Genomic DNA, 11,376 nt, shown 5'->3' on the forward strand with positions numbered 1-11,376 from the left:
CTCCGGAGGCCCCGCGCCGTCCGGCCCCCGTCGTCGACGAGCGGCCCACCGACACGCGCCCCATCCCGGTGCGGACCAAGACGCGCGACACGCTCGTGGGCTACAATAAGGACATCTCCGCGGCGCTCAAGGCTGCGGAGGTGCAGGCCCGCGAGCGCGAGCTGGCGGAGGCGAAGCGCAAGAACCCGAAGAAGCCAGCGAAGGCCGCGGGCTTCACGTTGCCGCGCCTGTGGCCCGTCCCGCCGCGCTACCGCTTCTGGCTCATGCTCGTGGTGGTGGCCCTGGCGTGCGGCCTGGGCTTCGGCGTGGTGTGGCTCTTCCTGGGGGCGTCCGGCGCCTGAGCCCCGCTGCCCCTCAGGGTAGGGTGGCGGGGAGCAGGGGCGGCTCCAGCGGCAGGAAGAGCCGGAAGATGGTGCCGCCGGTGTCCGGCACGTCCAGCAGCAGCTGGCCCAGGTGCGAATCCACGATGCGCTTCACCACGGCGAGCCCCAGCCCGGTGCCCTTCGCCTTCGTGGTGAAGAAGGGCTCGAAGATGCGCGTGCGCAGCTCCAGCGGGATGCCCGGCCCGGTGTCGCTGATCTCCACCTGCACGCCGGGCCGCTCCATCCACGCCCTCCGGGCCACCACCCGCAGCGTGCCCCCCTGGGGCATGGCCTGCACCGCGTTGAGCGCCAGGTTGAGGAAGGCCTGACGGATCAGCCGCTCGTCCACCGTCACCGACGGCACGCCCTCCTCCATCACCCACTCCACGCGCACCGGCGGAGGCGGGTTGCCGTCCGTGTCGGAGAGCGCGCCGCCCACCGCCTCCTCCAGCAGCTGCGTCACCGACACGGGATACAGGTGCGGCGACGGAGGCCGGGCGAAGGTGAGCAGGTCCGCCACGATGCGGTTGAGCCGGTCCGCCTCCTCCCCCACGATGTCCACCATCGGCGTCGCCGGGCTGTCCGCGCCGATGATGCGGCGGATGTTGGCCACCGAGTTGAAGATGGCGCCCAGCGGGTTTCGCACCTCGTGGGCCACCACCGCGGACAGCTCGCCCAGCGCTGCCAGCCGCTCGCGGTTCACCAGCTGCTCCTGCGCGCGCGCCAGCTCCCCGTAGCTCTTCTTCAGGTCCTCCACCAGCCGCGCGCCCTCCAGCGCCAGCGACAGCTGGTTGGCGATGGCGTCCGCCCGCTCCAGCTCCGCGGCGGTGAAGCGGCGCGGACGGCGCGACTCCACCATCACCGCCACGCCCACCATCTGCGCGTGCACGGCGAGCGGCAGCACCATGTACGCCACGCCGCCCGTGGCCCGGCGCAGCTCGTCGTCCATGCGCGGGTCCTCGCGCGCGTCCTCCACCCGGAGCGGCTGGCGCGTGCGGAACGCCTCCGCCGCGAGCGAGCGATGCGACAAATCCAACGGCAGGTCGCGCCCCACCAGATCCGGGTGATTGCCCGTCGCAGCGCGGATGGCCAGGCGCTCGCCCTTCGCGTCCGGCAGCAGCACGTACGCGTCCGGCACGTCCACGATGCGCGCCAGGCTGGTGACGCCCGTGGCCAGCAGCCGGTCCAGCTCCAGCGTGGCCGCCAGCGCCTTGCCCACTTCGTGCATCAGCGCCAGGTCCTCCGCCCGCCCCCGCACCTCGTCCAGCAGCCGGTGGGATTCAATGGCCGCCGCGAAGTGCGTGCCCATGGACTGGAGCGTCTCCAGCTCCAGCACGGTGAGCTGCCGCCGCGCGTGGAACAGCACGCTCAACGTGCCCACGCCGCGCGAGCGCACCCGCAGCGGCACCGACACCAGCGTCTGGAAGGCCAGGGTCCGCAGCGCGTCGCGCGTGGGCGCGGGACACGCCTCCGCGTCCAGCACGTGCACCGCGTCCAGCGGTCCGCTCGGGCGGGGCAGCGACCCCAGGCGCGCGCGGCGCACCCGGGCCACCGCGTCCTCGGACAGGCCACGCGCGTACACCAGCTCCAGCGGCTCGCCCGGCTCGGGGCGCGTCTCCGCCGGCAGCAGCAGGCACACCGCGTCGCACGCCAGCAGCCCCGCGATCTCCTCCGTGCCCGACCCGAAGAACGCGCGCGGGTGCGGCGCGGACGCCGCCTGGGACGCCAGCCGCCCCAGCGCGGTGAGCGCCGTCGCGCGCACGGCCAGCCGCTGGATGGTGCGCGCCGCGTCCAGCGCGGACGAAACCTGTTGTCCGAACAGCCGCACCGAGGCCAGGTCCTCCTCGTCCAGCCAGTCCGCCGCCAGCACCAGCATGGCCAGGGGCGCCTTCTCCACGTCGATGCGCACCCCCACCGCGGGGTGCGGCTCCACGCGCTGGAACACCGTCAGCACCGCGTCCATGCGGGACTCCGGCACGAACCGCGACGCCTCGACGCCCAGGTCCTCCACCCACGCGGCCCCGTCACGCCAGGTGCGCACCAGCGCCGGGGCCCAGCCGCCCTGCACCTCCACCCCCACGCGCCCGCTCAGCGCGGGCGCGTGCGGCACCAGCCGGGGCGCCAGCGCCGCCATGGACAGCTCCACCCCCACGCCCCGGGGCGCAAGCCATGCGAAGCCCAGCTCCAGCGCCTCCAGCCCCCGGAACACCTCCTCGCGCACCGCGTCCTCGGAGTCCAGCGACCGCACCGCGCTGCCCAGCTCCACCAACCGCTGCAGCACGTGCTGGCGCCGGACCCGGTTCGTCACGTCGCGCGCCTGCACCACCCAATCCCTGGCATGCGCCTGCACCGTCAGCTCCACGCGCACCTCGCGGGCCTCGCCGCGCAGCGAGCCCTCGTAGGTGCCCGCCACCGGCGCCGTACCCAGCTGCCGCGCCTGCCGGTCCAGCAGCTCCCCGGCCCGCGGCTCCACCAGGAGCGCCGTCACCGGCTGGCCTGGCAGCGCCTCGCGTGGCGTGCCCAGCAGCCGCGCCAGCGCCGCGTTCGCGTACACGAGCAGGCCGTCCCGCAGCACGAACACGCCCAGGGCCATGTCGTCGAAGAGGCGGTACTCCGCCCCCAACTCCTCGGGAACCGTCCCCACCCGACGGTTCATGCGCTCAGTGCCTCTCACCCGCGTCACGTTGGCACCCCTGGGGCAGTCGGGTGAAGCCACCCCCACGTCGCAGAGACCACCAGCTCACACCCCGTACGCGATGCGTCAACGCAACGACGCGGTGTTTCAGTGAGCCTGCGTCAAAGTAGCCCTGGGTACGGCGAACCCTGGGTATGCGTGCTATTGACAGTACGTGTGGAAACATTTAGAACCATGGATTTATAAAAACGCGGATTGATCCGGGCTCCAGGGGCTACCTGGGAGCTCTCAATGTTCGCGCTACCGAGGGGGATGTCTTGAGCCTGCCCCGAGCGACTTCCGGCGTCATCGTCCAGCAGCAGGACGGAGCCTTCTTCCTTCTGGACACCGAAGGGGGCGAGGTCTTCCGGGTGAACGAGACGGCCGCGCGCATCTTCGAGCTGTGCCAGAGCGGCACGTCGCTCGATGGTGCCGTCCAATCGCTCGCGAAGGGCCTGGGCGCCCTCGACCAGGAACCTGAGATCCGCGCGGACGTCCAGCGCACCGTGGAGCAGTTCCAGGAGCTGGGGCTCTGCGAGCCCTCGCCGTCCTTGTAGGTCTTTCAAAGCCGCCGCCGTCCGCCGTCGTTCCAAGCTGTCGTTGCAGGCTTTGCAGTCGCCGCGAAGACCCCCGTCCGCGGCATGGAAGCTCCCATCACATTCGTGGAGCCCCCTCATGAGAGGGGTTGGGCCGTGCCATGCCCTGGCTCCGTCTTTCGTGTGTGTCTTGAAGCCGGACGCATGCGATTCCATCCGTGAGACGCGGTGTTTCACGGCTGGAGTGACGCGCGAAAACGGGCGGTGACGGGGATGTCAGACCCCCTGTCCACACTCGCCGCGCTTCATCGCAGTGGCTGTCACTGAAGCAGTCCACCCAAGGAGAAACACCATGTACACCAACGCCCAGATCGTCCGCGTCTCCGCCGCTTCCGACAAGTGCACGTGTGGCGGTGGCATGACCATCAGCACCGACACGCTCCAGCAGGCGGAGTAGTTCGCCTCCCGCTGTTCCAGCAGCCCCACACCCCAACAAAGGAGCAACACACCATGTACACCAACGCCCAGATCGTCCGCGTCTCCGCCGCTTCCGACAAGTGCACCTGCAGCGGCGGCATGACCGTCTTCACCGACGTCCGGCAGGCGGAGTAGTTCGCCTCCCGCTGATCCTCAAGCAGCCCCACACCCCACCCAAGGAGAAACACCATGTACACCAACGCCCAGATCGTCCGCGTCTCCGCCGCTTCCGACAAGTGCACCTGCGGTGGCGGCATGACCGTCATCGTGACCAACGACACCCTGCAGCAGGCGGAGTAGTCCCGCCTCCAGGTCGTCGCTTCCAACCCCACACCCCAAACCAAGGAGTCTCACCATGTACACCAATGCCCAGATCGTCCGCGTTTCCGCCGCTTCCGACAAGTGCACCTGTGGTGGCGGCATGACCGTCATCGTGCGCCAGGACGCGACCATCGCGGAGTAGTGCCTTTCAGCCGGGTGGAGGCCGTACGCCTCCACCTGGCTGTCTTCCTCGCGCACCGACCCCCGCCGCCATGTCGCCTGTTTCAACCCCCGCTTCCACCCCGCTGCTGCTCTTCACTCAGGCGGACGTCGCCGGCCACGCGCTCTTTCGCGTCGTGCCCGTGGAGGTCTCCGTGCATCCCGGCCAGGGTCGGCTGTGGGTGGACCTGTCGAAGGGCAACGCGTTCACGCCCGCGTGGCAGCGCCATGCGCAGCACCTGGCGGCGCTGGGGCGCGCGCACTACGCGCTACCGTGGGAGCAGACGGACCTGCACGTGTCGCCGCGCGGCCGGGGCGTGACGCTGGATGGCCGGAGCGCGTCGCTGCCGCTGTTCGTCGCCTGGGTGGCGCTCCTGAGCGGCCGCCCGCTGCCGTCGCCCTTCCTGGGCACGGGGGTGGCGCTGGACGAGCACGGCGAGCGGCTCGCGCCCGCGCCGCGCGAGTTCCTCCAGGGAAAGCTGGGCGTGGCCCAGGCCTATGTGAAGCAGGTGTTCCCGCAGGCGGGGCGCGTGCCGGTGTACGTGCCCGAAGGCAGCGGCTTCGACGCGGGCGCCCTCACGGCGCTGGACGTGCGGCCGGTGCCCACGCTCACGCGGGCGGTGTCGGCGGTGCTGGGCCTGGAGCCGGTCTCGGTGGGCATCACCACGAAGCAGGAGGGGGAATGATCCGCCAGGGCGTGCGCGCCATCCGGGAGATGTACGCGCTGACGAAGGGGCTGGGCAACCTGCGGGTGATGCTGGGCTCGGGCCTCGTCGGCATGATGGCCGCGGGCCTGCTCAACCCGGTGATGCCGCTGTACCTGCGCGCGCGCGGGCTGGGGTTCCAGGAGATCGGCCTGTTGTACACGGTGGGCTCGCTGCTCCCCATCTTCGTGCAGCCGGTGCTGGGCGCGCTGTCGGACCGCTACGGGCGCAAGCCCTTCGTGGTGGGCCTGTCGCTCGTCACGTCGCTGATGGTGCCCGCGGTGGCGCTGGTGGATGACCCGAAGCCGCTCGCCGCGGTGATGATCCTCAAGATGCTCCTGGCGCGCAGCGCGGCGCCGGTGTCCAACGCGATGGTGGCGGACTTCGCGCCCACGAAGCAGCGCGCCACCATCTTCGCGATGCTGGACGCCACGTCGAACCTGGTGTTCGTGGCGGCGCTGTTCGCGTCCTCCGGGGTCATCCGCGCGCTGTCGGTGAGCGGGACGTTCTTCCTCGCGGGCGGCCTGTTCCTGGTGGGCAGCCTGCTCTTGCTGTCGCTGGACGACTCGCGGGCGGCGCCGCGCGCCGAAGCGGTGCCCGGCAAGGTGCAGGCGGGCTGGACGCTGGCGTTCCGGGGGCTCGTGTCCCCCTTCACCTACGTGAAGGACCACCCGCACCTGTCCGGCCTGTTCCTCTGGCAGTTCTTCTTCACCTTCGCGCTGGCGCTGTTCCCCACCTACCTGCCGCTGTACGCGGTGGAATTGGGCGCGCCCCGGGAGATGGTGGGCCCGCTGGTGGCGGTGTCCTGGCTCGTCTACGCCTTCGCGCAGCCCTTTGGCGGGCGGCTGTCGGACCGGCTGCCCCGGCGCGTGGGCCTCATCACGCTGGGCCTGGGCGGCATGGCGGTGATGGCGGCGCTGCTCGGCGCCTCCGGGTGGATGCCGCACGGGTACGCGCTGGGCTCGCTGGTGGTGGCCTGGACGCTGCTCGCGGTGCCGGACGGCCTGCACCGCTCGTCCGCGTCCGCGCTGGTGGTGGAGCAGGTGCCTTCTCCCACGGAGCGCGGCCGCTTCATGGGCGCGCTGGGCTCCAGCGGCGCGCTGGCCGGCGTGCTCGCGCCCCTCACCTACGGGCTCATCGCGCAGAAGGCCGGCATCGGCTTCTCGTTCCTTGTCTCCTCGGCGGCCTTCGCGCTGGCCCTCGCCTGTGTATCGAGGGTGCGCGAGTCCACCGACGTCGCCCCCGTCGCGGCCCCCGTGGCCGCCCTCACCCCTACCTCGGAGCCCGGATGAGCCCCTTCCGCCATGCATGTCGCCGGGGCACCGCGCTGTTGCTCGCGCTGGTGCCCGCCCTGGGATTCGCCGATTCGACCTACAAGGTCACGGCGACACCGACGACCGAAGCCATCACCATCGACGGCAAGGGGGATGAGGCCGCGTGGCAGGCCGCGCCGGAGATTGGCGGCTGGTTCCTGACGCGCGTGGACTATGGCCGTCCCGCGCCGGACGACACCAAGGTCCGCATCCTCTACGACAAGGACAACCTCTACTTCCTCTTCCACTGCCTGGACTCGAAGCCGGAGCGCATCGCCGGGTACACGGTGCAGAACGAGGGGTTCCTCCACCAGGAAGACAACATCACCATCATCCTGGACACGTACCTGGACCACCGCAACGCGTACTACTTCTGGACCAACCCGCTGGGCGTGCGCACCGACGGGCGCATCGTGGACGACGGCGAGGCGTTCTCCACCAACTGGCGCGGCGAGTGGGAGACGAAGTCCACCATCGTGAAGGACGGGTGGATTTCGGAGGTGCGCATCCCGTTCGCGAACTTCCAGTTCGACAAGAAGGAGGAGATGTCCTTCGGCATGCTCCTGGACCGCGAGCAGTCGCGCAACCAGGAGTGGAGCAACTGGACGCCGGACGGGATGAACAGCGCGAAGGTGAGCCGCTACCCGCACCTGGACGGCCTGAAGAACATCAACCCGCGCTCCATCTTCAGCGTCACCCCGTACGTGGCCAGCACGGTGGCGCTCAAGTACAACGACGACCGCGGCACGTTCCGGCCCAACGTGGGCGCGGACGCGCGCATCGACCCGGCGCCGTGGCTGTCCCTGAAGCTGACGGCGAACCCGGACTTCAGCGACGCGGAGGCGGACCAGGGCTTCCTGCTGCTGGACACCGAAGCGCCGCTCTTGCCGGAGCGCCGCCAGTTCTTCCTGGAGAGCGAGCACCTCTTCATCGCGCCCATCAACATCTTCACCTCGCGCCGCATCGCGCTCCGGCCGCATGACCGGGTGTGGGGCGGGTTGCAGCTCACCGGCAAGGTGGGCGACCTGAACTTCGCGATGATGGACGTCCAGCACCGCGACTTCACCGGCAAGGGCGTGGGGGGCAAGGACGTCTTCGAGAACGTCAACTCCGGCGTGCTGCGCCTGCAGCACGACCTTGGCAAGCGGTCCATGATCTCGCTGGTGGCGCTCAACCGCAGCGGCCGGGGCGGCGTCTTCGGGGACTCGGACTTCCAGACGCTGGGCGTGGACGGCAACTTCCACCTCTTCGAGGAGTTCTTCATCCAGGCGCAGGCGATCCGGAGCTGGAGCCCGCTGGGCAACGAGGACGCGGACGCGTACCACGTGGGCCTGCACCGCTTCGACACGCTGACGGAGTTCTGGCTGCAGTTCGAGGACATCGGGAAGAACTACGCGAACCCGCTGGGCTGGACGCCGGTGGTGGACAAGCAGGGCTACAACTCGCACCTGTTCCTGAACCCGTTCCCCAAGTGGCGCTTCCTGCCCCGGCTGGACGTGACGTGGGACACGCTGTGGCGCCGCAACCACGAGCACGAGCGCACGCGCTGGCGCCAGCGCCTCAACGTGCAGCCGTACCTGCACCACGACTTCGCGCTCATCTTCGACGGCGTCTATGACGACAACGAGGGCTTCAGGAACCGCGTGGGCACGTTCGGCTTCACCCTGTTCCCGCACGACTGGCAGAGCTACACGCTGACGGCCATTGGCGGCCGCTTCCTGGGTGGACAGCTGCGCGGCCTCAACGGTGCCGTCAACTTCAAGGTGGGCGAGCGCATCGTCGCCCGGTTCAGCGGCTTCTACACGCGCAACTTCGACGTGCCGGAGAACAGCCAGCTCTTCGGGAAGTCCGGCGACGGCTACAGCTTCTCCGGCTACGCGCAGCTGCGCTACCACTTCAGCCCGGACCTCTACGCGCGCCTGACGCTGCAGAAGGGCGACGTGTACGAGCTGGCGGACTACAACGCCGTGCGCGGCACGTTCCTGGACGCGATGATTGGCTGGCACTACCGCCAGTGGAGCGACATCTTCCTCGTCTACACGGATCAACCCTTCGCCGGCTTCCAGGAGCGGCGGCTCCTGTCCAAGGTCTCCTTCAACTTCTGAAAGCCTGACTCGCCAGAAAGTGAGCGCACCCCCATGAGCACCGCCGACGCCGCCAGCCTCAAGCGCCGCTACGACGAGGTGTCCCCGAAGTACGAACAGGCCCCCAACCAGGTGGCCATCAAGCTGTTCTGGCTCGCCTACGAGCACCTCACCTGGAAGCCGGTGGAGGCGCTGCTGCCGAAGGACGGCACCTCGTGGCGCGTGCTGGACGCGGGCGGAGGTGGAGGCAAGTTCGGCACGCGCTTCGCGGAGGCCGGCCACCACGTCACCGTGCTGGACATCTCCCCGGGCATGCTGGACGGCGCCCGCGCGCAGTTCACCGCGAAGGGGCTGCTGGACCGCGTGGCCTTCGTGGAGGGCAACGTGGCGGCGCTGGAGCTGCCGGACGCGGCGTTCGACCTGGTCTTCTGTGAAGGCGACCCGGTGTCCTACTGCATGGACGCGTACCCGCAGGCGGTGAAGGAGCTGGTGCGCGTGGCGAAGCCGGGCGCGCCGGTGGTGCTGGGCGTGGACAACCGCCACGAGGCGTTCAGCTACTACATGAAGTCCGGCAAGCACGCGGAGGCGTTCAAGCTCTTGCAGGATGGCAAGACGACGTGTCCGTACGGCCTGCCGGTGCACGCGTTCACGGTGCGCGAGCTGGAGCAGGCGGTGGCGGACGCGGGCGCGGACCTGCTGGAGATCTTCGGCAAGCCGGTGATGTTCTTCGACATGCTCAACGCCATGGCCGCCTCCCGCGGGGCCTCCGCCGCGCAGCCGTGGGACGCGTGGGCCGCGCGCGAGGAGATATTGGCGCAGCAGGAGAAGCTGGCGCACGAGGGCTTCGCCGTCCTGGGCCAGCACTTCCAGGTGATGGCGCGGCGCCGGGCCTGACGCGAAGGAGCACGCACCGTGGGCCTCCCCTTCCTTGGCGTGGGACTCAGCTACCGCTGGGACCTGAACCCGCATCTGGCGCGCGGCAACCCCGGCGTGGACTGGCTGGAGCTGACGCCCGAGCACTTCCTGCCGCTCACGCCGGACGCGGAGCGGCGGCTGGACCTGCTCACGAAGCGCTACCCGCTGGTGGGCCACAGCCTGGAGCTGTCGGTGGGCTCGGACGGGGTGGACGCGCCCGGCTACCGCGAGGGGCTGAAGCGCATCACCCAGCGCACGAAGAGCGTGTGGCACGGGGACCACCTGTGCTTCACGCGCGTGGGGGACCTGCCCCTGCGCGCGCTCACGCCGGTGCCGCTGACGGATGAGGCGGTGGCCACCTGCGTGCGCAACGTGAAGGCGGCCCAGGCGGACCTGGGCGTGCCCTTCGTGGTGGAGAACATCGCGTACCTCTTCCACACGCCGCTCAACACGCTGGACGAGGCGGACTTCCTGCGCCGGGTGGTGGAGGGCGCGGACTGCGGGCTGCTGCTGGACCTGCACAACCTGTACTGCAACGCGGCCAACCACGGGTTCGACCCGTATGCCTTCCTGGACCGGCTGCCGCTGGAGCGGGTGGTGCAGATCCACCTGGCGGGCGGCATGACGATGGAGGGGCTGCGCCTGGACAGCCACTCGGCGCCGTCGCCGGAGGAGGTGTGGCGCCTGCTGGAGTACGTGGCGCCGCGCTGTCCGGTGCGCGGGGTGAACTTCGAGATGGACAGCGGCTTTCCGCCCTTCGCGCGGCTGGTGGAGGAGCTGGCGCGCGCGCGGGCCATCCTCCAGCGCTGCGGCGCGAGCGCGGCCTGAGGGCAGGGGACAGGGGACACACGACATGGGCTACCCGGAGACGCTGGAAGCACTGGCGCGGCTGCACGTCGACCCGCGCTTCCGCGAGGCGTGGACGCGGGACGCGGGCCAGACGCTCGCGCCGCTCGCGCTGACGCCAGGGGAGCGCGCGGCGCTGGGGCAGGTGGACCGCACCGTGGTGGACCGCGCCGGGCGGATGATGGACTACCACCGCACCGAGCGCGTGCGGGAGCAGCTGGCGTGGGTGGACGAGGCGAAGCGGCCGGAGCTGGCCCCGCTGCGCCTGCGCTTCCTCCAGGACGTGCTGCCGGAGGTGCTCAACCGCGAGGAGGCCATCGCCTTCTGTCGCTTCCTGGAGGCAGACGCGCTCCAGGCCCCGGGCGTGCCGGCCTACGTCCCCCAGCTGGCCCGATGCGAGCGGCTGCGCATCGCGCTCGCGTGGGGCCTGCTGCCCATGCCGGCCGTGGGCCCGCATGTGGAGGCCTTCGACTTCCCGGTGCTGGGGCTGCTCGCCGCGCTGGCCGCGCCGGGCTGGCCCCCGGTGGAGCCCCGCCCCACGCGCGTGGAGTACCTCAAGGTGCCGGGCCTGCCCGCGGTGATGCTGCGCGAGCTGCCCGCACCCTGAAGGCCGTCCCTGGAAGGCCGCCCGTCAGTGACCGCGGCGGTGGTGCATCTTCTCGTAGGTGCCCATGAGCTGGGCCTCGCCCAGGATGTGGCCGTCCATGGCCTCGCGCAGCTCCGCGCGGGAGGGCCGGCCCAGGTCTGGCAGCACCGCGTCCAGGGCGTACAGCCGGAAGAAGTACCGGTGGCTGCCGATGGGCGGCATGGGGCCGCCGTAGTCCTGCCGCTGGAAGTCGTTGAGCCCCAGCTTCACCCCGGGCGGCATCACCTCCAGGGTGGCCCCGTCCGGGAGGCTCTGGGCGTTGGGTGGCAGGTTGTAGAGGACCCAGTGGCAGAAGGTGCGCTGCGGGTGGGCGGGGTCCGGCGCGTCCGGGTCCTCCAC

At 70.6% G+C, this 11,376-nt stretch carries 10 protein-coding genes; 8 read left to right on the forward strand and 2 right to left on the reverse strand.

The window, feature by feature from the left end; translation table 11 throughout:
* The coding region (locus tag D7V93_RS45220; RefSeq protein WP_158623864.1) for a hypothetical protein at nt 1-341 on the forward strand (341 nt) is incomplete at its 5' end.
* Between the two features lie 13 nt (nt 342-354).
* On the opposite strand, the gene D7V93_RS26640 is transcribed toward D7V93_RS45220, so the two are convergent.
* Nucleotides 355-3,018: an ATP-binding protein gene (locus D7V93_RS26640; protein WP_120646074.1), complete on the reverse strand. Its 2,664-nt coding sequence runs from the start codon at nt 3,016-3,018 to the stop codon at nt 355-357.
* 296 nt (nt 3,019-3,314) lie between these two features.
* Between D7V93_RS26640 and D7V93_RS26645 the strand changes: the two genes are divergently transcribed.
* The 7 genes from D7V93_RS26645 (at nt 3,315) to D7V93_RS26675 (ending at nt 10,998) form a co-directional block, all read left to right on the forward strand.
* A complete protein-coding gene (locus D7V93_RS26645) occupies nt 3,315-3,593 on the forward strand; it encodes a PqqD family protein (RefSeq protein ID WP_158623865.1) in 279 nt (92 codons plus the stop codon).
* 989 nt (nt 3,594-4,582) lie between these two features.
* Nucleotides 4,583-5,215: a hypothetical protein gene (locus D7V93_RS26650; RefSeq protein WP_147451337.1), complete on the forward strand. Its 633-nt coding sequence runs from the start codon at nt 4,583-4,585 to the stop codon at nt 5,213-5,215.
* Nucleotides 5,212-6,525, forward strand: coding sequence for an MFS transporter (locus D7V93_RS26655; protein ID WP_120646077.1), 1,314 nt, complete (start codon nt 5,212-5,214; stop codon nt 6,523-6,525). The genes D7V93_RS26650 and D7V93_RS26655 overlap by 4 nt, the downstream gene beginning before the upstream one ends.
* Nucleotides 6,522-8,651 carry a carbohydrate binding family 9 domain-containing protein gene (locus tag D7V93_RS26660; protein ID WP_120646078.1) on the forward strand — a complete coding sequence of 710 codons (2,130 nt, stop codon included), beginning with the start codon at nt 6,522-6,524 and terminating at the stop codon, nt 8,649-8,651. The genes D7V93_RS26655 and D7V93_RS26660 overlap by 4 nt, the downstream gene beginning before the upstream one ends.
* A 33-nt stretch (nt 8,652-8,684) precedes the next feature.
* Complete coding sequence (locus tag D7V93_RS26665) at nt 8,685-9,524, forward strand: class I SAM-dependent methyltransferase (protein WP_120646079.1); 840 nt, start codon at nt 8,685-8,687, stop codon at nt 9,522-9,524.
* Nucleotides 9,525-9,542: 18 nt separating this feature from the next.
* Nucleotides 9,543-10,373: an MbnB/TglH/ChrH family RiPP precursor modification enzyme gene (locus tag D7V93_RS26670; RefSeq protein ID WP_120646080.1), complete on the forward strand. Its 831-nt coding sequence runs from the start codon at nt 9,543-9,545 to the stop codon at nt 10,371-10,373.
* A 25-nt stretch (nt 10,374-10,398) separates the two neighbouring features.
* Nucleotides 10,399-10,998 carry a hypothetical protein gene (locus D7V93_RS26675; RefSeq protein ID WP_120646081.1) on the forward strand — a complete coding sequence of 200 codons (600 nt, stop codon included), beginning with the start codon at nt 10,399-10,401 and terminating at the stop codon, nt 10,996-10,998.
* Between the two features lie 24 nt (nt 10,999-11,022).
* On the opposite strand, the gene D7V93_RS26680 is transcribed toward D7V93_RS26675, so the two are convergent.
* A partial coding sequence (locus D7V93_RS26680; RefSeq protein ID WP_147451338.1) for a YbhB/YbcL family Raf kinase inhibitor-like protein occupies nt 11,023-11,376 on the reverse strand: 354 nt, incomplete at its 5' end.

Source organism: Corallococcus llansteffanensis, from assembly GCF_003612055.1.
GTDB lineage: Bacteria > Myxococcota > Myxococcia > Myxococcales > Myxococcaceae > Corallococcus > Corallococcus llansteffanensis.

Excerpts from the sequence above, each read along its gene's own strand:
- D7V93_RS26650 (WP_147451337.1), top strand. The coding sequence starts at position 4,583 with ATGTCGCCTGTTTCAACCCCCGCTTCCACCCCGCTGCTGCTCTTCACT.
- D7V93_RS26640 (WP_120646074.1), bottom strand. The coding sequence starts at position 3,018 with ATGAACCGTCGGGTGGGGACGGTTCCCGAGGAGTTGGGGGCGGAGTAC.
- D7V93_RS26660 (WP_120646078.1), top strand. The coding sequence starts at position 6,522 with ATGAGCCCCTTCCGCCATGCATGTCGCCGGGGCACCGCGCTGTTGCTC.
- D7V93_RS26655 (WP_120646077.1), top strand. The coding sequence starts at position 5,212 with ATGATCCGCCAGGGCGTGCGCGCCATCCGGGAGATGTACGCGCTGACG.
- D7V93_RS26665 (WP_120646079.1), top strand. The coding sequence starts at position 8,685 with ATGAGCACCGCCGACGCCGCCAGCCTCAAGCGCCGCTACGACGAGGTG.
- D7V93_RS26675 (WP_120646081.1), top strand. The coding sequence starts at position 10,399 with ATGGGCTACCCGGAGACGCTGGAAGCACTGGCGCGGCTGCACGTCGAC.